General features: G+C 65.8%; 24 protein-coding genes and 1 tRNA gene. 13 read left to right on the plus strand and 12 right to left on the minus strand.

The window, feature by feature from the left end; genetic code table 11:
- Positions 1 to 159 precede the first annotated feature (159 nt).
- Positions 160 to 1161, minus strand: a complete 1002-nt coding sequence (gene htpX / locus AB7F49_RS03485) for a zinc metalloprotease HtpX (protein ID WP_428520360.1) — start codon at positions 1159 to 1161, stop codon at positions 160 to 162.
- A 231-nt stretch (positions 1162 to 1392) separates the two neighbouring features.
- On the opposite strand from htpX, the gene AB7F49_RS03490 reads away from it, so the two are divergent.
- The gene (locus AB7F49_RS03490; protein ID WP_428520362.1) at positions 1393 to 2031 is read left to right on the plus strand and encodes a thermonuclease family protein; all 639 of its coding nucleotides are present in this window, start codon (positions 1393 to 1395) and stop codon (positions 2029 to 2031) included.
- Between the two features lie 79 nt (positions 2032 to 2110).
- Here AB7F49_RS03490 and AB7F49_RS03495 read toward each other — a convergent pair whose 3' ends face one another.
- The 3 genes from AB7F49_RS03495 to AB7F49_RS03505 all read right to left on the minus strand — a co-directional run bounded on the left by AB7F49_RS03495 (position 2111) and on the right by AB7F49_RS03505 (position 3275).
- Positions 2111 to 2395, minus strand: a complete 285-nt coding sequence (locus AB7F49_RS03495) for a HigA family addiction module antitoxin (protein WP_428520471.1) — start codon at positions 2393 to 2395, stop codon at positions 2111 to 2113.
- 309 nt (positions 2396 to 2704) lie between these two features.
- Positions 2705 to 3019 carry a HigA family addiction module antitoxin gene (locus AB7F49_RS03500; RefSeq protein ID WP_428520364.1) on the minus strand — a complete coding sequence of 105 codons (315 nt, stop codon included), beginning with the start codon at positions 3017 to 3019 and terminating at the stop codon, positions 2705 to 2707.
- Complete coding sequence (locus AB7F49_RS03505; protein WP_428520366.1) at positions 2994 to 3275, minus strand: type II toxin-antitoxin system RelE/ParE family toxin; 282 nt, start codon at positions 3273 to 3275, stop codon at positions 2994 to 2996. Before AB7F49_RS03505 ends, AB7F49_RS03500 begins: the two co-directional genes overlap by 26 nt.
- Positions 3276 to 4008: 733 nt before the next feature.
- Here AB7F49_RS03505 and AB7F49_RS03510 point away from each other — a divergent pair.
- On the plus strand, positions 4009 to 4719 hold the full coding sequence (locus AB7F49_RS03510) for an alpha/beta fold hydrolase (RefSeq protein ID WP_428520368.1): 711 nt from the start codon (positions 4009 to 4011) through the stop codon (positions 4717 to 4719).
- Between the two features lie 100 nt (positions 4720 to 4819).
- On the opposite strand, the gene AB7F49_RS03515 is transcribed toward AB7F49_RS03510, so the two are convergent.
- Positions 4820 to 5332, minus strand: a complete 513-nt coding sequence (locus AB7F49_RS03515; protein WP_428520370.1) for a L,D-transpeptidase — start codon at positions 5330 to 5332, stop codon at positions 4820 to 4822.
- Positions 5333 to 5528: 196 nt separating this feature from the next.
- Positions 5529 to 6596: a trypsin-like serine peptidase gene (locus AB7F49_RS03520; RefSeq protein WP_428520372.1), complete on the minus strand. Its 1068-nt coding sequence runs from the start codon at positions 6594 to 6596 to the stop codon at positions 5529 to 5531.
- A gap of 21 nt (positions 6597 to 6617) precedes the next feature.
- On the opposite strand from AB7F49_RS03520, the gene AB7F49_RS03525 reads away from it, so the two are divergent.
- A complete protein-coding gene (locus AB7F49_RS03525; RefSeq protein ID WP_428520374.1) occupies positions 6618 to 7133 on the plus strand; it encodes an META domain-containing protein in 516 nt (171 codons plus the stop codon).
- Positions 7134 to 7139: 6 nt separating this feature from the next.
- On the opposite strand, the gene acs is transcribed toward AB7F49_RS03525, so the two are convergent.
- The 4 genes from acs to tsaD form a co-directional block, all read right to left on the minus strand.
- On the minus strand, positions 7140 to 9086 hold the full coding sequence (gene acs / locus AB7F49_RS03530; protein WP_428520376.1) for an acetate--CoA ligase: 1947 nt from the start codon (positions 9084 to 9086) through the stop codon (positions 7140 to 7142).
- 172 nt (positions 9087 to 9258) lie between these two features.
- Complete coding sequence (locus tag AB7F49_RS03535; RefSeq protein WP_428520378.1) at positions 9259 to 9675, minus strand: EVE domain-containing protein; 417 nt, start codon at positions 9673 to 9675, stop codon at positions 9259 to 9261.
- Between the two features lies 1 nt (position 9676).
- Positions 9677 to 10666: an NAD(P)H-dependent glycerol-3-phosphate dehydrogenase gene (locus tag AB7F49_RS03540; RefSeq protein WP_428520380.1), complete on the minus strand. Its 990-nt coding sequence runs from the start codon at positions 10664 to 10666 to the stop codon at positions 9677 to 9679.
- Between the two features lie 2 nt (positions 10667 to 10668).
- Positions 10669 to 11721: a tRNA (adenosine(37)-N6)-threonylcarbamoyltransferase complex transferase subunit TsaD gene (gene tsaD / locus AB7F49_RS03545; RefSeq protein ID WP_428520382.1), complete on the minus strand. Its 1053-nt coding sequence runs from the start codon at positions 11719 to 11721 to the stop codon at positions 10669 to 10671.
- A 249-nt stretch (positions 11722 to 11970) separates the two neighbouring features.
- Between tsaD and hemC the strand changes: the two genes are divergently transcribed.
- The 10 genes from hemC to AB7F49_RS03595 all read left to right on the plus strand — a co-directional run bounded on the left by hemC (position 11971) and on the right by AB7F49_RS03595 (position 23318).
- A complete protein-coding gene (hemC, locus tag AB7F49_RS03550) occupies positions 11971 to 12912 on the plus strand; it encodes a hydroxymethylbilane synthase (RefSeq protein ID WP_428520384.1) in 942 nt (313 codons plus the stop codon).
- Complete coding sequence (locus tag AB7F49_RS03555) at positions 12909 to 13652, plus strand: uroporphyrinogen-III synthase (protein ID WP_428520386.1); 744 nt, start codon at positions 12909 to 12911, stop codon at positions 13650 to 13652. The genes hemC and AB7F49_RS03555 overlap by 4 nt, the downstream gene beginning before the upstream one ends.
- 53 nt (positions 13653 to 13705) lie before the next feature.
- Positions 13706 to 15130: a COG4223 family protein gene (locus AB7F49_RS03560; protein WP_428520388.1), complete on the plus strand. Its 1425-nt coding sequence runs from the start codon at positions 13706 to 13708 to the stop codon at positions 15128 to 15130.
- A 13-nt stretch (positions 15131 to 15143) separates the two neighbouring features.
- A complete protein-coding gene (locus tag AB7F49_RS03565) occupies positions 15144 to 16685 on the plus strand; it encodes a heme biosynthesis protein HemY (protein ID WP_428520390.1) in 1542 nt (513 codons plus the stop codon).
- 70 nt (positions 16686 to 16755) lie between these two features.
- Positions 16756 to 16830 (plus strand) — tRNA-Thr (locus AB7F49_RS03570).
- Positions 16831 to 17109: 279 nt separating this feature from the next.
- Positions 17110 to 17538, plus strand: coding sequence for a L,D-transpeptidase (locus AB7F49_RS03575; protein WP_428520392.1), 429 nt, complete (start codon positions 17110 to 17112; stop codon positions 17536 to 17538).
- A gap of 109 nt (positions 17539 to 17647) precedes the next feature.
- Complete coding sequence (locus AB7F49_RS03580) at positions 17648 to 18961, plus strand: flavin-dependent oxidoreductase (protein ID WP_428520394.1); 1314 nt, start codon at positions 17648 to 17650, stop codon at positions 18959 to 18961.
- Positions 18958 to 19917, plus strand: coding sequence for a quinone oxidoreductase family protein (locus AB7F49_RS03585; protein ID WP_428520396.1), 960 nt, complete (start codon positions 18958 to 18960; stop codon positions 19915 to 19917). The genes AB7F49_RS03580 and AB7F49_RS03585 overlap by 4 nt, the downstream gene beginning before the upstream one ends.
- A 134-nt stretch (positions 19918 to 20051) precedes the next feature.
- The gene (locus AB7F49_RS03590; protein WP_428520398.1) at positions 20052 to 21626 is read left to right on the plus strand and encodes a 3,4-dehydroadipyl-CoA semialdehyde dehydrogenase; all 1575 of its coding nucleotides are present in this window, start codon (positions 20052 to 20054) and stop codon (positions 21624 to 21626) included.
- Positions 21627 to 21716: 90 nt separating this feature from the next.
- Positions 21717 to 23318, plus strand: coding sequence for a benzoate-CoA ligase family protein (locus tag AB7F49_RS03595; RefSeq protein ID WP_428520400.1), 1602 nt, complete (start codon positions 21717 to 21719; stop codon positions 23316 to 23318).
- 102 nt (positions 23319 to 23420) lie between these two features.
- Here AB7F49_RS03595 and AB7F49_RS03600 read toward each other — a convergent pair whose 3' ends face one another.
- Both AB7F49_RS03600 and AB7F49_RS03605 read right to left on the minus strand, forming a co-directional pair.
- A complete protein-coding gene (locus AB7F49_RS03600) occupies positions 23421 to 24197 on the minus strand; it encodes an ABC transporter ATP-binding protein (RefSeq protein ID WP_428520402.1) in 777 nt (258 codons plus the stop codon).
- Positions 24194 to 25207, minus strand: a complete 1014-nt coding sequence (locus AB7F49_RS03605; protein ID WP_428520473.1) for a FecCD family ABC transporter permease — start codon at positions 25205 to 25207, stop codon at positions 24194 to 24196. The genes AB7F49_RS03600 and AB7F49_RS03605 overlap by 4 nt, the downstream gene beginning before the upstream one ends.
- Positions 25208 to 25223: the final 16 nt, after the last annotated feature.

The following is a 25223-nucleotide window of genomic DNA, read 5'->3' on the forward strand; positions in this document are numbered from 1 at the left end:
GAAGGAGATCGGGGTGGGGGTGGTCGTGAGTGAGCAAAGGCAGAAGCGTAAGCCCAGCTACGACCCCCACCCCGGCTCGCATCTCACTTTGTTCGATGCTCGCCGACCCTGCCCACAAGGGGGAGGGTGAAGCCCTGCGTGAGGGAGGCAATGCGCCCGTTAACGCCCCCAGGGGCCGCCCGGCCGCGCTCCGCCGCGGCTCGCGCCGCCGGCCCACGGGCCGGACGCCGGCACGCTGCCGCGTGCGCGGGTCTCGGCACCGGCATAGCGGTCGCCGCTGCCCGATCCGCCGAACCCGCCGAATCCACCCTGGCCCATCTGGCGCGCCAGTTCCTGCAGCGCCGCAATCCGGTTCTCGGTCGCGGGATGCGTGGAGAACAGGTTGTCCATCCGCTGGCCCGACAGCGGGTTGATGATGAACATGTGCGCCAGCGCCGGATCGCGTTCGGCGCGCTCGTTCGGAATCGCATGCGCCGCATTGGCGATCTTGGCCAGCGCGCCGGCCAGCGCCTCCGGCTTTCCGAGAATCTGCGCGCCCAGCTTGTCGGCGGAGTATTCGCGGGTGCGGCTGATCGCCATCTGCACCAGCATCGCTGCGATCGGCGCCAGGATCACCATGGCAAGCGTGCCGATGATGCCCATGCCGCCGGAATTGCTGTCGCGGTTGCCGCCGAAGAACATGCCGAACTGCGCCAGCATCGCGATCGCGCCGGCGATGGTCGCCGTGATCGTCATGATCAGGGTGTCGTGGTTCTTGATATGCGCGAGTTCGTGCGCCACCACGCCCGCGACTTCCTCCCGGTTCAGCCGCTCGAGAAGGCCGACGGTCACCGCCACGGCGGCGTTTTGCGGGTTGCGGCCGGTCGCGAATGCGTTCGGCTGCGCCTCGTCCATCAGATAGACTTTCGGCATCGGCAGCTGCGCGCGCGCCGCCAGTTCGGCGACCATGTTGTAGAGGTCCGGCGCCGTGCGCGCGTCGACTTCCTGCGCGCCGGCCATCGACAGGACCATCCGGTCCGAATTCCAGTAGGCGAAAACGTTCATGCCGGCCGCCACCACCAGCGCGATGGTCGCGCCGCCGGCCCCGCCGATCAGATAGCCGACACCCATGAACAGGGCCGTCAGGCCCGCCAGCAGCATGGCTGTCTTGAAATAGTTCATCGTTCCCTCCAGCCCGGGAAAGCCCGCAATGGCGGGTCCCGGCCGCGACAAAGGATGGGAACCCCTTCAGGTTCCTGCAAGACCGCGCGTCACTGAGCCGCTGGCGCCGGACGGCGATCAGGGAGGCATTTCATATCACAACCTTAGATTGCAGTTGCGAATCGTGGCGGCATATGATCCTATAGGACCATGTTCCTTCAGCCGCGATTATTGTCCGGATCGCCAGCGATCATGATGATCGGCTTCGCCTTTGTCGCCGGCATGGCGGCGGGCGCGGCGCTTCGTGCCGGTGTACCCGCGGTTGTGGCGCGGGCGCCGGAGGCTGCGGACTCGCTTCCCTCTGAACGGGGGAGGCCGGCGACCGAAGGGCGCCGGGTGGGGGTCGATCCTCGGTCGCAGACGAACCCCCTCCCCAACTCTCCCCCTTTCAGGGGGAGGGAGCAGACCGCACGTGCCGCGCCAGCCGAAAACACCTACGCGCCGTCGCTCCAGGACCTGCGGCTCGCCGCCGGCGGGCACCCGGCCGAGGTGCTGCGGGTCAATGACGGCGACACCTTCGAGGCGCGGGTCCATGTCTGGCCGGGCATGCAGGTGACGACCAAGGTCCGCCTGCGCGGCATCGACGCCGCGGAGTTTCGCGCAAACTGCGCGGAGGAAGCGAGGCTTGCGACCGCCGCGCGCGACGCGCTGTCGCGGATGCTGGCCGAGGGCGGCGTCACCATCGGGCGCATCGACTTCGACAAGTATGGCGGCCGGGTTGTTGCGAATGCCGCGACGCGCGGGACGCCGGATTTTTCCGATGCGCTGCTGAAGACGGGATATGTGCGCGCGTATGATGGCGGGCGAAGGGAGAGCTGGTGCGGGGGGTGAGGTGCGTAGCCCGGATGGAGCGAAGCGAAATCCGGGACCACCCGCCCCGCATATCGCTTTGCACACGCGGGCTACGCTTCTACGCCGCCTGCCTCGGCTTGATCGCCTTGAGTTTGGGCCCGAGTTCGCGCCGCCGCTCCATCAGGTCGTAGTCGGTCTGCAATTGCAGGAAGAAGCCGTCGCTGACGCCGAAATACCGCGCAAGCCGCAGGTCCGTGTCGGCGGTGATGGCGCGCTTTCCGAGCACGATCTCGTTGATGCGGCGCGGCGGGACCGCAATCGCGCGCGCCAGCGCGGTCTGCGACAATTCCATCGGCCGCAGGAATTCTTCCATCAGGATTTCGCCGGGACGCGGATTGGGCAACCGGTCAGCTTGTAGGATGGGTTGAGCGAAGCGAAACCCATCACCTTTCGCCGAAACCGGACGTGCCGGTTGCCCCATCGCCGGCCCAGTCCCAGGTTCACCGTGAAGAAATAACGGCCGCCCTGAATGAAATTGCGCCGATAGCCGGTCATGAAGGAGATGGGTTTCGCTGCGCTCAACCCATTCTACGATGATCTGTGTTGGCTCGCACCCTGCAACTTTCGATCAAGCAAGTGTAGCCCGGATGGAGCGAAGCGAAATCCGGGACCACCCGCCCCGCATATCGCTTTGCACACGCGGGCTACGCTTCTACGCCGCCTGCCTCGGCTTGATCGCCTTGAGTTTGGGCCCGAGTTCGCGCCGCCGCTCCATCAGGTCGTAGTCGGTCTGCAATTGCAGGAAGAAGCCGTCGCTGACGCCGAAATACCGCGCAAGCCGCAGGTCCGTGTCGGCGGTGATGGCGCGCTTTCCGAGCACGATTTCGTTGATGCGTCGCGGCGGGACCGCAATCGCGCGCGCCAGCGCGGTCTGCGACAATTCCATCGGCCGCAGGAATTCTTCCATCAGGATTTCGCCGGGACGCGGATTGGGCAACCGGTCAGTGATAGTCGATGATCGAGACATCTTCGGCGCCTCCTTCATTCCATCGGAAGACGATCCGCCACTGGTCGTTGATGCGGATGCTCCATTGTCCGGCGCGGTCTCCGTGCAATCGTTCGAGCCGGTTGCCGGGAGGAACGCGCAAATCGTCGACCCTTCTTGCGGCGTTGATGAGACGGAGCTTGCGAAGGGCCGGGGACTGAATATCGGGTGGCAATCTGCGGCTGCGTTCGCCGGCCCAGATCTTTTCCGTCTCGCCGTCGCCAAAACCGACGATCATTCAAGGATTATAACGCATAACGCCATACGTTACAATCTGATCTGAAAAAGGAATATAATCATATTTCCGCCATCTTGCCATGATCTACTTTTGCCTATCCCGTCCCGTCCAAGGGGCGTCTGATCAGCGTCATGAGACGCGGGGCGGGATGCGGTGGCGGTTGCAAGGCGCAGGACGTGCGTCGTGCAGCGGCAGGTTCAAGCCGCGTCCCGGCGGGTTAGCCACCCGACGTTTCGGTGGAGGAACGTCCACCGGGGACGATGGAGCAGACCTTCACACACCGCGCGCGGAACGCCGACGCAATCGGCGGTCCGTGGTGACGATTGCTCATGCGCTTTCACACTCGCGCATGGGGCCATGGGCTTGGCTGAAAGCCCGGCGTTCCGCGCGCCCTTGGGATTTTCTCAGGGCTGGAATGCGAGATGGAATACGGGCGCGCCCGCGCCGGCTAAAAAATCAGGGACGGCGGAGCTTTGCCGTTTCTCTCCAAGTACACTGACTCTTCACCCTCCCCCTTGTGGGGAGGGTCGCGAGCGATCGCGAGCGGGGTGGGGTGGGGTGACTGCTGCCTCAGGGCGACCCGCCGCAAACGTGATGAAAGACCCCACCCCGATCATCCTCGCGATGCTCGGATGATCGACCCTCCCCACAAGGGGGAGGGTGAAGACCGACCGTGTCGGGAAGAGATAAGAAGGCGGCAACGTCGAAAAATCAGAAAGGAAGCGCCCGCACCATGACCACCTACGTCCTCGTTCACGGCGCCTGGGGCGGCGGCTGGAAATTCGCCCGCGTCGCTTCGCTGCTGCGCAAGCGCGGCCACTCCGTATTCGCGCCGACCCTGACCGGCGCCGGCGAGCGCTCGCATCTGCTCTCCGGCGCGATCAATCTCAGCACGCATGTCACCGACGTCCTCAACGTCATCCGCTACGAGGACCTGTCCGGCGTGGTGCTGCTCGGCCATTCCTATGGCGGCATGGTGATCACCCAGGTTGCGGACAGGATCGCGGAGAAGATCGCCGCGCTGGTCTATCTCGACGCGTTCGTGCCGGAGGACGGGCAGTCGCTGTTCGATCTCAACATCCCGGCCAACACCCAGATGTTTCTGACGCGCGCCGGGGACAATGGCGGCCTGCTGATTCCCCCGCCGCCGGCCAAGGCGTATTTCGGCGTCAACGACGGCGATGCCGCCCGTGTCGACGAACTCGCGGCGCCGCAGCCGATCGGCACCATGATCGAGAAGGTGAAGCTGACCGGCGCGTATCGCGGTGTGAAGAAGCGCGTCTATGTCCATGGCGCGGTGCTGCCGCGCGAGTCGCCGTTCAAGCGCTTCTACGAAGCGGCCAAGGCGAATGGCTGGGACGCGCATGCGCTGCCCTGCGGGCACGACATCATGCTCGATCTGCCGGACGAACTGACGGAGATATTGGACGAGGCGGGGAAGTGAGGAGCGAACGAGAATCTGGCCGCTCGTCCCCGCGAGGGCGGGGACCCAGAGTAAAGAAATTCCGGATTCCCGCTTTCGCGGGCATGAGCGGAGCCTGGAGTTATCGCGTCACGACCACGCGCGTGCCGAAGCCGACGCGATTGTACAGGTCGAGAATATCGGAATTGTACATGCGGATGCAGCCGTAGGACACGAAGCCGCCGACCGAGCCCGGCACGTTGGTGCCGTGAATGGCATATTCGCCGCCGGACAGCGTCAAGGCCGCCGCACCCATCGGGTTGGACGGTACGCCGCCCGGGATGACGTTCGGCAGACGCGGATTGTCGCGCTTGACCTCGCGCGGCGGCGCCCAGGCCGGCTTGATGCGCTTGCCGTCGATGTAGCGGGTGCCGAACCAGGACTTGCCGGCGCGCCCGACGCCGACCGGATAGGCGATCGCCTTGCCGCCGCCGACGACGAAATAAAGCCGGCGCTGGCTGTGTTTGATCACCACGGTTCCGGGCGAATAATCCTCGCGGAAATTCACGGTTTGCCGGGCTTCCGCCGGGTTTGTGGCCACGAAGGACGAGGCAACGACCGAAACAGCGAGCGAAAATGCCAATGCCAGACGCATGATTCCGAGTTCCCGTTTGCGCTCTGGGCGGCATTCCGCCCAATTTGGGCCGCAAATTAGACCAATCGGGGCGTGGGAAAAAGTGCGTCGGCGCAACAATCTAAACAGTGTTGAAATCCGGCAACGCCCGGTCCGAAACGGCCCGGCAGCGGGCTTGCCCGCCGCCGGCGCTGTCCGGAACCCGGACCGGAGAAGACTAGCAGAAGCCGGGATTGGCGGCGCAGGCCGTGTCCACCAGCGACTGGATGTTGGACTTGACCGTATAGGTGAAGTTCTTGCCGAACCGCGACCCGCCCTGGACCATGAAGCGGTTGTCATTGTAGCCCCAGCTCGTGGTCGCAACCACCTGGTTGTCGTCGTCGTCCAGCGGCGCCACGCCCTGATACGAGGTCTTGATCCCGAAATTCATGATCCACGGACCGCCGCTCGATCCTCCGGTCTGTGCCGAGCCGATGATCACATTGTTCGGGGCATCGTGATAGCCGAGCGAATCCGTCCGGATCATCCGGAAGCCGTCATAGCGGTCCGACGGATAGCCGAGCTGCGTAATCTGCCCGGCCCTGTTGCCGAAGAAGCTTCCATAGCCGTATTCGTCGGACCTGAAGCCCAATTTGCCGGTGCGGTCCGCGACGAAGCGATCGCCGCTTTTTTCCAGGACGACGACGGCGATGTCGTTTTCACAGACGATGCCGGGGGCATTGACCGAGCAGATGTCGGCTCCTTCGAAATAGGCTTTCGGGATCCACCATTCCTTTGCGGTCCAGGTGCCGAACGGCCGGGAGCCCGGACCATCGCCATGGCGCGCCGGCTCGAAGGTAACGGCGTCGGCAAAGCCCTTCTCCCGGCCGCCGTAATTGTGCACGCAATGCGCCGCGGTCACGAGCAGGTTCCTGCCGATCACCGACCCGGTGCAGACGAACGTGGACGGACCGAAGCGCATGAACATCTTCCCGGTGGCCCGCCAGGGAAACTGATCCACCGGGCCGATGCCGCCTTCGGCGCTCGCATTCTTGGTGGTAAACGGATGGCTCTGGCCATTCAGCGGCTCTGCCGGCAGCGCAAGCCTCCCGACCCCCGGCGGCGGCACCCTGAGATTCATCACCGCCCGGATCTTTTCGCTCAGCTGCGCCGGATTGGTGAGCATCCGCTGCGTCATCACCTGGGCGCCGGCGGCATCCTGCGCGGTGATTGCGGCGGCACCGGCCCCCGGCCGGCCGACAACGTTTTCGTTCGAGAATGCCGGGTCCGAGAGCAGGCAGATCATTGCCAGACTTCCAAGAGACCCTTGAGCCATCTTGACCATATTCATTGCGGCACCCGCTCGTTGATTGTAGTGATAATAAAATACTATCTCAGGTTGTATATCCCGACAAGTGCCCTTACTTGCCGGCGTGAACGGCGGTGCGTCATGATTCGCAGACAGGTCTTTGCGCTGCTCGGCTTCTTCGCCTGCGCGGCCGCCGCGAGTGCTCAACCCATGGAAATGGCCAACCTGCGCGGCCGCTGGGTCCTGGAAACCATCAACGGGCAACCCGTGCCGTCCGCCTTGGGCGAGGTCTATTTCCAGATCACGGGACCGACCATCATCGGCTTCGACGGCTGCAACCGCTTTGGCGGCAATATGAACCAGCTCGGGCGGGTACAGAAAGGGCAGCGGGGATGCGCGCCCGGCGCGCCAACCCTGCCGTTCGACCTGTCCGCCGCGCTGGCGCAGCTCGAGCGCTCAAGCATGAGCGGCGACAGGCTGTCGCTGCCGCTTCCGGACGGCGGTGGCACGGCGCAGTTCCGGCGCGTGCCGTAACCCCGGTCAAACCCCTGCGCGGTTCTGCCGGTTGGTGACGAGGTCGTCGACCACGGCGGGGTCGGCCAGGGTGGTCGTATCCCCGAGATTGGAGAAATCGTCCTCGGCGATCTTGCGCAGGATGCGGCGCATGATCTTGCCGGAGCGGGTCTTGGGCAGTCCGGGGGCGAATTGCAGCAGGTCCGGTGCGGCAATGGCGCCGATCTCCTTGCGGACCCAGCCGACCAGTTCCTTCTTGAGGTCGTCGGTCGGCTGCTCGCCTGCCATCAGGGTGACATAGGCATAGATGCCCTGCCCCTTGATGTGATGCGGATAGCCGACCACGGCCGCCTCCGAAACCTTCGGATGCGCGACCAATGCCGATTCCACTTCCGCGGTGCCCATGCGGTGTCCCGACACGTTGATCACGTCGTCCACCCGACCGGTGATCCAGTAATAGCCGTCCTCGTCGCGCCGGCAGCCGTCGCCGGTGAAATATTTGCCCGGATAGGTCTTGAAGTAGGTGTCGACGAAGCGCTGGTGGTCGCCATAGACCGTGCGCATCTGCCCGGGCCACGAATCGGCGATGCAGAGATTGCCGGTGGTGGCGCCGGTCAGCACCTTGCCCTCGGCGTCGACGATTTCCGGCTGCACGCCGAAGAACGGCAGCGTCGCAGATCCCGGCTTCTGCGCGATGGCGCCCGGCAGCGGCGTGATGAGAATGCCGCCGGTCTCGGTCTGCCACCAGGTATCGACGATCGGGCAGCGGCTGTCGCCGACCACGCGGTAATACCATTCCCATGCTTCCGGATTGATCGGCTCGCCGACCGAACCGAGCAGTCGCAGCGATGCGCGCGAGGTTTTCTTCACCGGATCGTCACCGGCCTGCATCAGCGCGCGGATCGCGGTCGGCGCGGTGTAGAAGATGTTGACCTTGTGCTTGTCGATGACCTCCCAGAACCGTGAATTGGTCGGGTAATTCGGCACGCCCTCGAACATCAGCGTGATCGCGCCGTTCTGCAGCGGGCCATAGACGATGTAGCTGTGCCCGGTCACCCAGCCGACGTCGGCGGTGCACCAGTAGATATCCCCCTCGTGATAATCGAACACATATTGATGCGTCATCGAGGTGTAGACGGCATAGCCGCCGGTGGTGTGCAGCACGCCCTTCGGTTTTCCGGTCGAGCCCGAGGTGTAGAGGATGAACAGCGGGTCCTCCGCATTCATCTCCTCGCAGGGGCAATCCGCCAGCACGCCCTTCGCCGCCTCATCGTAATAGACGTCGCGGCCGGTCTTCATGTTGACGGGTGCGCCGGTGCGCTTCACCACGATCACCGAGGTCACGCCGCCGGCCTTGTCGCAGGCCGCGTCGATATTGTTCTTCAACGGAATCTTGCGGCCGCCGCGCAAACCTTCATCCGCGGTGATGATGACGGTGGACTTGCAGTCTTCGATGCGGCCCGCAATCGAATCGGGCGAGAAGCCTGCGAAGATAATCGAATGCACGGCGCCGATGCGCGCGCAGGCGAGCATGGCGTAAGCGGCCTCCACGATCATCGGCAGATAGATGGTGACACGGTCGCCTTTCTTGACGCCCTGCGCCTTCAGGACATTGGCGAATTTGCAGACCTCTTCATGCAGTTGCCTGTAGGTGACGGTCTTCGAATCTTTCGGGTCGTCGCCTTCCCAGATGATCGCAACCTGGTCGCCGCGCTTGGCAAGGTGGCGGTCGATGCAGTTATAGGCGAGGTTGAGCGTGCCATCCTCGAACCATTTGATCGAGACATTATGCGGGTCGTAGGAAGTGTTCTTGACCTTGGTATAGGGCTTGATCCAGTCGACGCGCTTGCCCTGCTCGCCCCAGAATGTGTTCGGGTCGGCGACCGACGCCGCATACATCGCCTTGTACTTGGCGTGATCGATGAACGCCCGCTTCTGCCAATCAGGCGCAACCTCATAGATCTTGTCCGACATGAATTCCTCCCGGCAACGCTGCAGGTTAAATCGGCTTCCCCGAGCGCCTGTCTTGATTTGTCGCAATTATGCGACATGCGTTCCCGCAGCGACAAGGGCTTCCCATCTGCCACTTTCGTTAGAGGCCGTTCTGGCGCTGCGGCATTAATCTGGGGCGAGCCGCGATACCAGATCAGATCCCGCCCGTCTTGCAGACCAGCTTCCATTCCGCGGCCGTCACCGGCTGCACGGAGAGGCGCGAATATTTGACCAGCGCCATCTCCTTCAGCTTGCCGTCCTTCTTGATCGCATCGAGCGTTACCGGTGTCTTCAAAGGCTCGCGCGCGGCGAAGTCGACGACCACCCACGGCTCGCCGGCCCTGGCGCTCGGATCGGGATAGGCCTCGCGCACCACCTCGACGATACCGACGATTTCCTTGCCGACATTGGAGTGATAGAAGAAGGCGAGGTCACCCTTCTTCATCTTCTCGAGATTCTGTTTTGCGGTGTGGTTGCGGACCCCGGTCCACGCCTCGCCCTTCTTGCCGGACTTGACCTGCTGGTCCCAGGACCAGGAATCCGGTTCGCTTTTGACGAGCCAGTATTGCATCTCAAACCTCCGAACGAACCGGACGCGCCAGCAGGCGTCCAATGGCGTCATCCACGCTCGCCTTGCCCTCGACCACGTCGGCGACGGCGTCCACGATCGGCATCTCGACCTCTGCGTCGCGCGCGATTTCGCTGAGGACCGAGGCCGTGTAGACGCCCTCGGCGAGCTTCCTGGTATCCAGGGCCTCGAGCGGCGAGAGGCCCTGGCCGAGCGCCAGTCCAAGCGAGAAGTTGCGCGATTGCGGCGTCGAGCAACTCAGGATCAGATCGCCAAGTCCGGACAGGCCGGTCAGCGTTTCCGGACGCGCGCCGAGGGCGCGTCCGAACCGCATCAGTTCGGCAAAGCCGCGCGTGGTCAGGGCCGCCGCGGCGCTGGCGCCCAGTCCGCGGCCCGACACCACGCCAGCGGCGATTGCGAGTACATTCTTCGCGGCGCCGCCGATCTCGACGCCGCGCAGATCGGTCGAATGATAGGGCCGGAATGTCGAGGACCCGAGTGCACGCGACAGGTCCGCGGCCACCTTCTCCTCCGCGGCAGCAAGCGTGACCGCGGTCGGCAATCCGCGCACGACATCGGAAGCAAAGCTCGGCCCTGAAAGGACACCCGGCGCTGCATTGGGCGCGGCTTGCGCGATCACCTCGGTCATGAATTTGCGTGTACCGCGCTCGATGCCCTTGGCACAGGCGACGACCGGCATTCCGTTGGTGATCAGCGGAGCAAGCGCAACGGCGACCTCGCGCAGAGCCTGCGCCGGCACGACAAGCAGCAATGCATCGCAGCGCGCGGCCTCTTCCAGCGCCGAGGTGATTGCGATGCGGTCGTCGATGCGAGCGCCGGGCAACCGCGGACTCTGCCGCGTTTGCAGAAGAGTCTCAGCGGCCTGGCGGCTGCGCGTCCATACGGTCACATCGCGTCCGGCCCGCTGCGCGGCGCCCGCCAGAGCCAGGCCCCAGCTTCCCGCACCGATGATCGACAGCCGCTGATATCCCATGGTCAGTCTCGCGACGCCGCATGCGTCACCTCTTCCAGCGGCCAGCGCGCGCGGGGGGCGACATCGAGCGTATCAGTCAGGCCGGCCGCGAGCCGCTCGGCACCGGCCCAGGCAATCATCGCGCCGTTGTCGGTGCATAGATCGGGGGGCGGCACGATCAACGGGATGCGCGCATCATCCGCCAGCCGCTTCAGGATTTGCCGGATGCTTTGGTTGGCGGCGACGCCGCCCGCGGCGACCAGCGCATTCGGCACGCCGTGCCGTTCGGCGAAGACGCGCAGGCCCGCGCGCAGACGGTCGTGGATGGTATCGACGATGGCCTGCTGAAACGACGCGCACAGGTCAGCGATATCCTGCTCTGAGAGTGGAGCAATCCGCTCCGCTTCCAGCCGCAGCGCGGTCTTCAGCCCGGACAGCGAGAAATCCGGTTCGCGCCGGTACTGCATCGGCCGGGGCAACGCGAAGCGGTGTGCATTGCCTCGCAAGGCGAGACGCTCGACTTCGGGTCCGCCGGGATAGCCGAGGCCAAGCAGCTTCGCGGTCTTGTCGAAGGCTTCGCCGATCGCGTCGTCCATGGTGTTGCCGAGCAGGACGTAATCGCCGACGCCGCGCACGGCGAGAAGCTGGGTATGGCCGCCCGAGGCGAGAAACAGGCAATAGGGAAAGTCGACGCCGTCGGTCAGCCGCGCCGTGAGCGCATGCGCCTCGAGGTGATTGACCGCGATCAGCGGGGTGCAGTGCACCAGCGCGATTGCCTTGGCGGTGGTGAGTCCCACGATGACGCCGCCGATCAGACCGGGCCCCGCGGCCGCCGCGATCCCGTCGAGCGAGGCGAAATCGCATTGCGCTTCGGCCATCGCCTGGCTGATCAGCAGGTCCAGCACCTCGACGTGAGCGCGCGCAGCAATTTCCGGCACCACGCCGCCGAAGGCAGCATGCTCGTCGGTCTGCGACAGCACGATGTCCGACAGGATTCGCCCATGGCCCGAGTGATCGCGCTCGACGATTGCGGCCGCGGTCTCGTCGCAGGTCGTTTCGATCCCCAGTACGATCATCGGCTTGCATTCCCTGCTAGTGTCCTGGTTCCGACGCTTGTATCTTTTTGCAGCGGAAGCTCTTACAAGCGTCGGAACCGAAGGACGCCAGCAACTAATTGATTCCAGTGCGGCTTTGGATTTGACGTTGCTATGATGGACTCGCGGTCAAACTGATAGGAACGTCAAATCCGCCGCACCAGGACGCGGCCCTATGGCGCCGTCACGAAAGGGCCCCGGCGGCATTCCGGGGTAGCATTGCGAGGTTTGATGACGCAATCGGGTTCTTCCGCGCACCTGTTGCGGATCGGCACGCGCGGCTCTCCGCTGGCGCTGGCCCAGGCCCATACCGTACGAGACCGGCTGGCTTCGGCGCACGGCTGTGCGCCCGACGACATCGGCATTCATGTCATCAAGACCAGTGGCGACCGCATTCTCGACCGGCCGCTCTCGGAAGCCGGCGGCAAAGGCCTGTTCACCAAGGAGATCGAAGAGGCCTTGCTCGCGGACCAGATCGATATCGCGGTGCATTCTTCCAAGGACATGCCGACGGCGTTGCCTGACGGACTCGCGCTCGTGGCGTATCTGGAACGCGAGGATGTGCGTGACGTCTTCATCAGCCCCAGGGCCACGACGATCTCCGATTTGCCGCAAGGTGCCGCGGTCGGAAGTGCGTCGCTGCGCCGTCAGGCACTGGTCAAGCGATTGCGGCCGGATCTTCGCGTGGAGGTGTTCCGCGGCAACGTTCAGTCGCGGCTGCGCAAGCTGGATGCGGGTGAGGTCGATGCAACCCTGCTTGCGCTGGCCGGCCTGAAGCGGCTTGGCCTGGAAGCGGTGGCAACCGCGATCCTGCCGCTCGATGAATTTCCACCGGCGATCGGACAGGGCGCGATCGGAATCGAGGCGCGCCAGAGCGACACGCGAACGCGTGACCTGCTCGCGCCCATTGCCGATCGCGACACCGGGATCGCGCTCGACGTCGAGCGCGCGTTTCTGGCTGCGCTCGATGGCTCCTGCCGGACGCCGATTGCCGGCCTCGCCACGGTCGATGGCGGCACCTTTCGATTTCGCGGCATGATCCTGCGACCGGACGGCAGCGAGGTGTTCGAAACCACACGGGAAGGCGCGACTACCGATGCGGTCCGGATCGGTGATGATGCCGGTCGCGAATTGAAGGCGAAGGGCGGACCGGATTTCTTTGCGAGCGCATGATGCGTCTTCTCCTGACGCGCCCCCGATTCGAGGCGGAACGTACCGCGGACGCGCTGCGTTCGATGGGGCATGAACCGGTGCTCGCGCCCGTGCTCGAGATTGAAAATATCGGGGATGCCGTAATCGGTTCCGGTCCCTTCGCAGCGCTGCTGATGACAAGTGGCAATGCCGCGCGCGCGATCGCCGAACATCCAGCGCGCTCCGCGCTGGCTGCGCTCGATTGCTTTGCGGTCGGTTCGCAGACCGCGGCCACCGCCCGGCTCGCGGGCTTTGCCAATGTGTATTCCGCGAACGGCGATGGCGGTGATCTCGCAAGGCTGATCGGCGATCGGCTCCGCGGAAGGTCTGCGCCGCTCCTCTATCTGGCCGGCGATGATCGTGCCCGCGACATGGCCGCGGAACTGGCGCCACACGGATTGCGCCTTGAGATTGTGGTCGTGTATCGCGCCAGGGCTGCGCGCAACTTCGAATCGTCGATCGTGGCTGCATTGAAGGCGGGACAATTCGACGGCGTCCTGCATTATTCCCGGCGCAGCACCGCCATTTTCATCGATTGTGTTCGTGCCGCGCAAGCCGAAGCGGCTGCCGCGCGGCTGGCGCATTTCTGCCTCTCCGCGCGGGCGGCGGAACCGCTGTCAGCGATAAACCCCGGATTCATTCGTGTCGCGCAAAGTCCGGACGAAGCGGCGATGCTGGCGCTGGTCTCAAAGGGTCAAGTTGCCGCAATGCGTCATCCCTAGTATCGAGACATTCAGGAGTTCGGTTCTCACCCATCGTCCGAGGAGACCGCGCCATGGCACATGAAAAAGACGACCCGAAAAAGTCTGCCGCCGCGGCCGCATCCCGCGCGAAACGGCCGAACACAATTGACCTGAAGGCAACCGAAATCAAACCGGAACCGGGAAGGAAGGCGGAACAGCCGGCGGGGGCCGCGGCCTCGTCCCCGCCTCCGGCGCGCCCCGAGGCTGCCGGCTCTGCGGCGCCTGATAACGGAGCCGCCACGGGCAATGTGCCGCCGCGCGACACCTCCCGCCGTCCTTGGCACGCCGCGCGCGGGGTCTATGACAGATTACCGAAGGACTGGCCCTGGCCGCTGATCGGCATCGGCGCTGCCGCGGCCATCGTGTTCTTCGCAATCGGCCTGGGTGCCGGGCAATGGCTGTCAGGCGGCGCGAGGCCGCAGCCGGCCGCTGTCCCCGCGCCGGTCGCGGCGATCCCGTCACCGGAATTGCTGGCGCGCCTCGACAGGCTGGAGACGCAGATCGGAGCACCCCCGACACAGGACCCGCAGCTGCGGGCGCGCATCGACAAGCTCGAATCGTTGCTGAACGCGGCGCCGAAGGAGGACCCGCAACTCCAGGCACGCCTTGCCAAACTGGAGGCACAACTTGGCGCGCCGCGCGCCAACGATCAGCAATTGCTGGCGCGCATCGCCGCCGCCGAGGCCGCAGTCAAGACCTTTGCCGACGTGACCGCGTCGCGTGAAAAAAGAAGCGATGATATCGCCGCGCTCGCGCGCGATGCACGAGACCGCGCATCGAGTGCTGCGTCCGCAGCCGAGGCCGCGCAGAAGGCGCAGACCGCATCTCCCGAAGCGCGGGCCGATCTCGATGCGCTCACAACGCGGATCGCCGCGCTGGAGCAATCCGCGCGCAGCAGCCAGGCCGAGCTTGCGCGCCGCATGTCCGCCGACGACGCGAAGGGCCGGTTTGCCATCGCCGCCATTGCGCTGCGCGACGCGGTCGACAACGGCATGCCGTATACGGCGGAGCTTGCGGCAGTGAAGTCGCTGTCAGGCGATGCGGCGGCTTTTGCGCCGCTCGAGCCGCTCGCCGCATCGGGCGTGCCGAGCGCCGCGGCGCTTGGCCGTGAACTGGCGAGCTTGATGCCCGCCATCTGGAAGACAGCGCGAAAGCAAGAGTCGCAGTCGGGCAGCTTCCTCGAAAAGCTGCAGGCCAATGCCGAGAAGATTGTTCGCATCCGGCCCGCTGGCGAAGCGGTCGGCGACGATCCGGCGAGCATCAGGGCGCGGATCGAGACCCGTGCCGGCAGCGCAGATATCCGCGGCGCGATTGCCGAGCTCTCCAGTCTTCCGCCGGATGCGCGCGCGCCGGCGGAAGCCTGGATCAGGAAGGCGCAGGCCCGTCAGGCGGCGATTGCGGCGGCACGCAGTGTCTCGCAGACGGCGCTCGGCGCACTCGTCAAGCCCGGATCATGAGGATGCCGAACCGATGATCCGGGTTGCGCTGTTTTTCGCCGTTGTCGGGCTGATCGCACTTGCGGTGACGTGGCTTGCCGACCGCCCGGGCGACGTGTCGGTCACCTGGCTTGGCTGGCGGATCGAAACCTCGCTGATGGTGCTGTTGACCGCCGTCCTTGCGATGGTTGCGGCCTGTCTGTTCGTGTGGTCGATCCTGCGCGGCTTGTGGCGGTCGCCTGCTCGCGTTGCCACTGCGCTGCGAGACCGGCGCGATTCGCGGGGCCAGCGCGCCATCATGCGCGGGCTGATCGCGGTCGGGGCGGGCGATGCGCGCGCTGCCCAACGCTATGCCGACGAGGCGCGCAAGATCGCGCCGGGCGATCCGCTCGCCTTGCTGCTGTCGGCGCAGGCTGCCCAGCTTGGCGGTGATCGCGGCGGCGCGGAGAAGACCTTCCGCCGGATGGCTGGCGATCAGCAGACCAGGCTGCTCGGTCTGCGCGGCCTGTTCATCGAGGCCCAGCGCCGTGACGATCTCGCAAGCGCGCGCGCCTATGCCGAGGAGGCGGCGAAGATCGCGCCTTCGCTGCCCTGGGCCGGCAGCGCGGTCTTGCAGATCCGCTGCGCCGGCGGCGACTGGGCGGGCGCGCTCGACATGCTGGAGAAAAACCGTGCGTCCGGCGCGCTCGATCGCGGAAGCTATCGACGACAGCGCGCCGTGCTGTTGACCGCACAGAGCCTTGCGCTTGAGGAGAGTGATCGCGCGACGTCGCAGGCGCTGGTCATCGAGGCCGTCAAGCTTGCGCCCGACCTGGTCCCGGCGGTCGCACTGGCGTCGCGCTACCTCGCCGAAGGCGGCGATCTGCGCAAGGCGACCCGGATGATCGAGCGGGCCTGGGAAGTCACGCCGCATCCCGATCTCGCGGAGACCTATGCCTATCTGCGCTTCGGCGATTCCGCGCGCGACCGCCTCGCCCGCGTGCGCAGGCTGGCCGCGCTCGCCCCCGACCATGTCGAAAGTGCGCTGGCGCTGGCGCGCGCGGCGATCGATGCGCGAGAATTTGCCGAGGCGCGCCGGGCGATGACGCCGTTTCTCGCGCGGCCCTCGCAACGGGTGGCGCTGCTGATGGCCGATCTCGAACAGGCCGAGTTCGCCGATGAGGGGCGGTCGCGGGAATGGACCGCGCGCGCGGTGCATGCCGCGCCCGATCCGGCCTGGACCGCCGACGGATATGTCTCGGATCAGTGGCTGCCGATCTCGCCGGTCTCGGGCCGCATCGACGCCTTCGAATGGAAGCCGCCGGTTGTTGCAGCGATTTCATCCGCGCCGGCGCCAGCGGAATCTGCCGTGCCGGCAGAACCGGCGCGTCCGGTGATCGAGGCCAAGCCCGCTGCGGTGCCGCCTGCGGCGGCCCCTGCGACTGCGCCGCGCGTGGTCGCCAGCGCGCGCGAGGTTCCCGAATCCATCGTTCCGATCGCGCATGTGCCGGACGATCCCGGCCCCGATCCCGAGCCCGAGCAGCTTCGGGACTCCGCGTCGTCCTCGCCGGGCTGGAAGCGCCTGTTCGTTTTCTAGCCTGTTTCGGCCGCAGCTTGAAAAGTAGGGTTCGGGCCGCTATCAGAGGCGCCTTACCGCATTGCAGTGAGCCGGCGTAGCTCAGTGGTAGAGCATCCGCTTCGTAAGCGGGTGGTCGGGGGTTCAAATCCCTCCGCCGGCACCATCCTCGCGTGGGGTCCAGCCCGGACACATCGGTATCAGACCGTACCCAAGACATGGGTGACATGTGTCCCGCCCGGACACGTGTCATGGTTCATGCCGGAGACAGGGGTCGCTGCCACCCTGCTCTGAGGAAGGACACCGCGGCCGAAACCGGCGGTCCCGCAAGGCAGCGTTCACGATGCGCGCACGTGTCGCTTTCGGCGGCCGGGTCGACCGCTTATGCTCAGCCTCATGTTGCGGCCGGCCTTTCTCCGGGCCTCGAATCAGGGGTGACAGTTCGATGCGTGTATGGATTGGTGTTTTCGGCTTGCTGCTGCTTCTCGGGGACGCGGCCGTCAGCGCGGCATCGGCGTCCGTACAGGTGCGGATCAGCCTGTCCCGGCAAAGCATGAATGTGAATGTCGACGGCTCCCATTACGCCACCTGGGCGATCTCGACCGGCAAGCAGGGATACGGAACGCCCGCCGGCACCTATCGGCCGCAATCGATGAACCGGATGCATTATTCGAGGCGTTACAACATGACGCCGATGCCGCATTCGATCTTCTTCTATCACGGCTACGCGATCCACGGGACGTCGGAGGTTCGCAGGCTCGGGCGGCCGGCATCGCATGGCTGCATCCGGCTCAGCCCCCAGAACGCCAGAGCGCTGTTCGGGCTGGTCGGCCGTCACGGCATGAGGAATACCAGCATCACGATTACCTATTGACGGCGTTGTCCCGCGGCTGATCTCAGGGCAGATTGATCCCGCCCCACGCCGTCTCGATGCGTCTCGCATCGAGACCAGCCAGCCAGCAGACTGCAGATCGGACCCGCGCGTGACCCATGATCGTGTGATAATTGCCGGCGGCGGCATCGGCGGGCTCGCGACCGCCCTGACCCTGCATCAGATCGGCGTGCCCTGTGTCGTCTTCGAGGCGGTTCGCGATTTGCGTCCTCTCGGCGTCGGCATCAATCTGCAGCCGAACGCCGTGCGCGAACTCTACGATCTCGGCATCACGCCGGCTGAACTCGACCGCGTTGGCGTGCCGGCACTGGAATGGGCGCTGGTCGGCCTCAACGGCAACGACGTGTATTCCGAGAAGCGCGGTCTGCAGGCCGGCTATCACTGGCCGCAATATGCGGTGCACCGCGGCCATTTCCATCTTCTCCTGCATGACAAGGTGGTGGAGCGGATCGGTCCGCAGGCGGTCAGGCCCGGCAGCCGGGCGACCGGCTACCGCAAGAATCCGGATGGCAGCGTAAGCCTGCTTGGTGAACGCGCCGACGGCTCGACATTCGAGGAGACCGGCGCGCTGCTCATCGGTTGCGACGGCATCCACTCGTCGATCCGGGCGCAGATGCACCCGGCTCAGCCTCCGATCCATTGGGGCGGCGCCGTGATGTGGCGCGGCACCACGCTCGCAAAGCCGATCCGGACCGGCTCCTCCTTCGTCGGCCTCGGCACGCATCGCCAGCGTGTGGTCTTCTATCCGATCTCCCACACAGACCCGCAGACCGGACTTGCGCTGATCAACTGGATCGCGGAAGTCACCATGGACAACAGCGACGGCTGGAAGGAGCTCGGCTGGTTCCGGCAGGTGGGCACGGAAGATTTCGTTCACCATTTTGAGGACTGGATCTGGGATTGGCTCGACGTGCCTGCGCTGATCCGGAATGCGGACAGCGTGTTCGAAAATCCGATGATCGATCGCGATCCCGTCGATACCTGGCGGGACGGGCCAGTGCTGCTGCTGGGCGATGCCGCGCACGCCATGTATCCGACCGGCTCCAATGGCGGGAGCCAGGCGATTGTCGACGCGCGCGTGCTCGGTGCCGCGATGGTCGAACATGGTGTCACGCCGGATGCGCTTGCGCATTACGATGAAGCGCTGTGCGGGCCGATCTCGCAACTCATCCTGCGCAATCGCGGTGCCGGACCGTTCGGGCTGCTGAACCTGGTCGACGAGCGCTGCGGCGGCACCTTCGATAACATCGACGACGTCATTCCGGCGGAGGAGCGCGCGCGGTTCATGGCGGGCTACAAGGCTGCCGCAGGATTCGCCATCGACGCGCTGAACACGGCGCCCAGACGAATTCCGGACGGGGCGCGCGCGGCATCCCGCGAGCGAGCCACGTCGGAGCCTGCATGAAGGCCGGCGTCGCGTCGCCGGAAGGGCTTGTGGTCCGGGAGGTGCCGGAGCCGAAACCGGGCCCCGCCGATCTCCTCGTCAGGGTCCGGGCTGCTGCATTGAATCGCGCCGATCTCGGCGCCGCCAGGGCAGAGCCGGGAAAGGGCGCCGGCAAGCCCATCGGCATCGAGTTTGCCGGCGAAGTGCTGTCCGTCGGCAGTGACGTCCGCGGCTTCAGCACAGGCGACCGCGTGATGTGTCATGCATCGGGCAGTCATGCGGAGTTTGCGCTGTGCGACTATCGCCGCGCCGTGAAGATACCCGACGGCATGGGCTTCGAGGCGGCGGCGACTCTGCCGGTCGGGCTCAACACGCTGCATAACGCGCTGGTCACCGCCGGCCGCCTCACGGCGGGCGAGTACGTGCTGATCCAGGGCGCGAGTTCCGGGGTCGGCATCATCGGTCTGCAGATGGCCAGGCTTCTGGGTGCCGGCTTCGTGGCGGGGACCTCGACGGATGCCGGCCGTCGCGCACGGCTGCGCGAATTCGGTGCGGACCTCGCGCTCGATATCGCGGATGCCACATGGCCGGAACAACTGCTGGACGCCACGCGCGGCAAGGGGCTCGATCTCACCGTCGACATGCTGTCGGGCCCGACCGTCAACCAGACCATGCGCTGCACTGCGATCCGCGGCCGGATCGTCAATATCGGACGGCTCGCCGGAATGACGGCGGCGTTCGATTTCGATGCGCATGCGCGACTGCGCATCGACTATGTCGGCGTGACCTTCCGGACCCGAAGCATCGAGGAAGTCCACGACGTGCTGGTCCGGATGCGGAACGATCTGTGGGAGGATGTCGCGGCTGGCCACATTCGTGTCCCGGTCGACCGCACCTTTCCGCTCGCTGAGGCGCGGGAGGCCCACGCGCATATGCGCGCCAACCGGCATTTCGGCAAGATCCTGCTCATTCCCTAGCGGGACGGCGGTTCGCGTCGACACGCTGCCCGCCTCGCGCCCAATTTTGTGACAGCCGAATCCCGCAGCGGGGTCTGGCACCCTGACGCATCAGATGCATCATGCATCTGCGAACTCGATGGAGGCCCGGGACCATGAGCGACGCGCCGGAAATACTTGAAAGCTATCTGAATGGCGCATGGCGGCGCGGCGAGGGTGTCGAGACCGAACTGGTCGACCCTGTGCACGGCACCGTTCTTGCCACCGCGAGTGCGCGCGGACTCGATCTGAAAGCCGCGCTCGATTCTGCGCGAAAGCATGGCGGCCCGGCTCTGCGCGCGCTGTCTTTCGCGGAACGCGCAAAGCTGATCGGTGCGGTGGCCGATGTGCTGATCGCCAACCGCGCCAAGTATGAAGCGATTGCGGTGGCCAATTCCGGTAACACCAAAATCGACGCCGCGATCGATATCGACGGCGGCATCGGCACCCTGAAATACTATGCGCGGCTCGGCGGATCGCTCGGCGGCGCGACCTTCCTGCTCGACGAGAAGCCGGTGCGGCTCGCCAAGGCGGAAAATTTCCAGGCGATCCATCTGCTGGCGCCGCGGCACGGCGTGGCGGTGTGTATCAACGCCTTCAATTTCCCGAGCTGGGGCCTGTGGGAGAAGGCGGCGGTCGCGCTGCTCGCGGGCGTGCCGGTACTGGCCAAGCCCGCTTCCTCAACCGCGCTGCTCACGCACGCCATGGTGCGCGATGTCATCGCCGCCAAGGTACTGCCGGAAGGCGCGATCGGTCTGTTGTGCGGCGGCGCCGGCAATCTGCTCGATGGCGTGACTGCGGAAGACGTGATTGCGTTTACCGGCTCCTCCGAAACCGCCGCTCGCATCCTGAAGCATCCGAACATTCTGGCGCGGGGCGTCCATGTGAACATCGAGGCCGACAGCGTCAACGCCGCTTTGCTGGCGCCCGGCGCGAGCGATGCTGCATTCGATGCCTTCGTCAAGGAGGTCGGCCGCGAGATGACGGTGAAGGCCGGGCAGAAATGTACCGCCATCCGCCGCGTGTTCGCGCCGGCCGATCGCGCCGGTGTGGTCGCCGAAGCGCTGCTCGCCCGGCTGAAGAAGACCACGCTCGGCGACCCGCGTGACGAGTCGGTGCGCATGGGCCCGCTGGTAACGCGCGCGCAGCAGGCAGCGGCGTTCGATGGCATCGGCAAGATCGCAAACAACGCGCAGGTGCTGACCGGCGGCGCGACCGCGCCGTCAATCGACGGTATCGATCCGACGAAGTCCGCCTTCGTTGCGCCGACGCTGATGCGGGTTGCGGATGGCGCCGGTGCCGATGCGGTGCATGACACCGAAGTGTTCGGCCCGGCCGCGACGATCGTACCTTACCAGTCGGAAGACGAGGCCTTTGCGCTGATCACCCGCGGCGGCGGCTCGCTGGTCGCCTCGGTCTATGGCGACGACCATGCCTTCTTCGCGCGTGCCGTCGCGGCGCTCGGCCCCTCGCATGGACGCCTGCTCATGGTCGAGCCCTCGATCGCCGATGCGCATACGGGACATGGCATCGTGATGCCGCAATGCCATCACGGCGGTCCGGGGCGCGCCGGCAATGGCGAGGAACTGGGCGGGCTGCACGGGCTGCGGCTCTATCACCAGCGGCTCGCGGTGCAGGGTTCGATGAACTTGCTCGCGGCGCTTCAGGCGAAGGCTTACGCGCTGCACTAGCGAACGAAACGAAACTCCGTTCGAAGCCGAACGGCATACAGGCCCGAAGCGGCCCAAGAAGAAACCAAAAACCGGCAGAGGGAGCGTCCAGTGTCAGACGTGTTCTCGGAACGGCGGCCGTATAACGCGGCCACGGATTTCGTCGATGCCAATGTCGCGCGCGGGCTTGCGGACAAGCCCGCTTTCATCGATCCGCGGCGTGCGCTGACCTATGGCGAATTGCAGGAACGGAGTTGCCGCTTCGCGTCGGGCCTGCTGGCGCTAGGGCTGAGACCGGAAGACCGCGTCGCGCTGCTGATGCCCGATATTGTGGATTATCCGGTGGCGTTCTTTGGCGCGATCCGCGCCGGCATCGTGGTGATCCCGCTCAACACCTGGCTCGCCGCCGAGCAATATACCTATATCCTCGCCGACAGCCGGGTCTGTGCGGTGATCGCGGATGTTTCGCTGGCACCACAATTGACGCAGGCGCTCCATGCCGCCGCACAGGTTCGCACCGTCATTCTCGCCGGCACGGGCGGTCATCCGCAACCCGCGCTTGCGGGCCGCGACGCGATCGCATTCGAGTCGGTGTGCTGCATGGGGAGCGCAACGGCATTCGTCGCGCCGACGCTCTCGGATGAAGTCGCGTTCTGGCTCTATACATCCGGCTCGACCGGCGAGCCGAAGGGCGTCAAGCATGTGCATTCGAGCCTGATGGCGACGGCCATGCTCATGGGGCAAGGCATTCTCGGCATCGGGCCGGACGATGTCGTGCTGTCGGCGGCGAAACTGTTCTTCGCCTACGGTCTCGGCAATGCAATGACATTTCCGATGGCGGTCGGCGCGACCTCCATCCTGTGGCCGGAGCGTCCGACGCCGGAGGCGATGTTCGCGCTGATGCGGCAGCACCGTCCCACCATCTTCTACGCGGTGCCCTCTCTCTATGCAGCGATGCTGGCGCATGACGCGATGGGCTCCGGTGCCGGCTCCTACCGGCTGCGGCTCTGCGTTTCGGCGGGTGAAGCGTTGCCGGCGCATCTCGGGGAGCGCTGGCGTGAAGTTGCGGGCGTCGACGTGCTGGACGGCATCGGCTCGACCGAAATGCTGCAGACCTTTCTGTCGAACCGGCCGGGCGACGTGCGCTACGGTTCCACCGGCAAGGCAGTGCCGGGCTATGAGCTGAAAATCGTCGACGAGACCGGCGCCGAGGTTCCGCCCGGCGAGATCGGCGAACTGATCGTGCGCGGACCGTCGGCCGGGGAAGGTTACTGGAACCAGCGGCGCAAGAGCCGCATCACCTTCGCCGGGGAGTGGACTTTCACCGGCGACAAATTCTACCGCGACGCGGATGGCTATTATTTCTACTGCGGACGCACCGACGACATGTTCAAGGTGTCCGGCATGTGGGTGTCGCCTTTCGATGTCGAGGCGGCCTTGGCCTCGCACGAGGCGGTGCTGGAAGCCGCGGTGATTCCGAAGGAGGATTCCGACGGTCTGATTAAGCCGAAGGCGTTCGTGGTGCTGAAGAACGGCCACGCCAATGACGAGGCCCTGCTGCACGCTCTGAAAGAGCATGTGAAGGCGCGTGCCGGCACCTGGAAATATCCGCGCTGGATCGAACTGCGCAGCGATCTGCCGCGCACGGCGACGGGCAAGGTGCAGCGCTACAAGCTGCGCGAGGAAGAGGCGCGGCGGGGCGCACCATATTGAGGCCGCTCGTCCCCGCGAAGGTGCGGACCCAGAGCCAGGAACGCGGGATTCCGCTTCCGCGGGAATGAGCGGACTACGGATAGATCCGCACGAATTTGCGCGTCACAACGGCTTCGTCACCAGCGGGACCTGTGCATCCCCGATCCGGATCATGTCCACTTCGACTCCGAAGATTTCGGCGATGCGCTCCGCATTGAGTGCGGTCGCGGGCTCGTCGTCGGCGACGATCCGGCCCCTTTCGAGTACCAGCACGCGGGTCGCATAGCGTGACGCCAGCGCCAGGTCATGAATGACCGCGAGCACCGCATTACCCGCGCGTGCGGCGTGCCGCAGCACATCCATGACCACGAATTGATGGCGGGGATCGAGCGACATGATCGGCTCGTCCGCGAGCACGACCCTGGCCTGCGTCGCCAGCACCCGCGCCAGCGCCACTCGCGCGCGTTCGCCGCCGGACAGGGTGGTGACGATGCGATCGGCAAAGTCTTTTGTGCCGGTGACGTCCAGCGCATGGGCCACGGCGGCGCGGTCCTTGTCCGACACCGGCGAGAACGGATCGGCATGCGGATAGCGACCGAGCGCCACGATCTCCGCCGCCGGCAGCGGCCACGAGAAGCTGTGGCCCTGCGGCAGGTAGGCGAGGTGACGGGCGCGGTCGCGCGGCTTGAAACTGGCCGTTGCCTGACCTTCGAATTCAACCGTTCCGAAGGTGGGAACAAGCCCGGCCAGCGACTTGAGAAGCGTCGTCTTGCCGGCGCCGTTCGGGCCAACCAGGGCCACGAACTCGCCCGCTGACAGCGTCACGCTCGCATTGTCGACGATGGTGCGTCCGCCAAGCCGGACCGAGATATCCCTCGCTGAAAGGAGTGGCGCGGTCATGTCGGTTCGCCCTCGAGCCAGCGGCGCTCGCTGAAGATCATGTAAAGAAAGAACGGCACGCCGATCAGGGCCGTCACCACGCCCACCTTGAGTTCGATCGCGGAGGGCACGACCCGCACCGCGATATCGGCCGCGAGCAGCAATGCAGCGCCTGCGAGCGCGGCCGGCACCATGATGCGGGTCGGGTCCGCGTTGACGTGGCGGCGCACCAGATGCGGCGCCACCAGCCCGACGAAGCCGATCGCGCCCGCCACTGCCGTCGCGGCACCCACCCCGAAGGCGGTGCCGAGCACCACGGCGAACCGTGTGCGCTGCAGGTCGACGCCAAGCGACATCGCGGCATCCTCGCCCAGTGTGAGCGCGCGGAACGCACGCGCATTGGCGAGCAGCATGATCCAGCCCGCGATCATGAAGGGGGCGGCGATCATCAGATGATCGCGCGAGCGGTCTTCCAGCGAGCCGAGCAGCCAGAACGCGACTTCCAGCGCGATGAAGGGATTGGGCGCGAGATTGAGCACGAGGGCGGTCATCGCGCCGGCAAAGCTCGCAAGCGCGAGTCCGGCGAGCAGGATCACGGTCAGACTGGTGCGCGGTCCTGCGATCAGCACCAGCGCGCCGACCGAGACCAGTGCGCCGAGAATGCCGGCTATCGGAACGAACAGCGAGGTCGCCGGCAGGAAGCCGAAGGCGATCACGAAGGATGCTGCTGCTGCTGCTGCTTGCGGCGCTCCGAACAGGGCGGGTTCGGCCAGCGGATTGCGGAACAGGCCCTGCAGGGCGGCGCCGGAGAATCCCAGCGTGGCTCCGATCAGCGCGGCGAGCAGCGTCCGCGGCAGCCGGATTTCTCGCACGATCACGCCCGCGACGCCGTCGCCGCTCCATAATGCTTCCAGCGCCGTGCGGGCGGACAGGCCGGCCGGACCGACCGCCAGGGAGGCGATCGTCAAGGCGAGCACCAGCACGGCAAGTGCAGCATTGAGCCGCCAGACGGATTTCGATAACGCTTGCATGGATGGCGGGGCCCCG

Source organism: Pseudorhodoplanes sp. (assembly GCF_050250235.1).
Classification (GTDB): Bacteria; Pseudomonadota; Alphaproteobacteria; order Rhizobiales; family Xanthobacteraceae; genus Pseudorhodoplanes.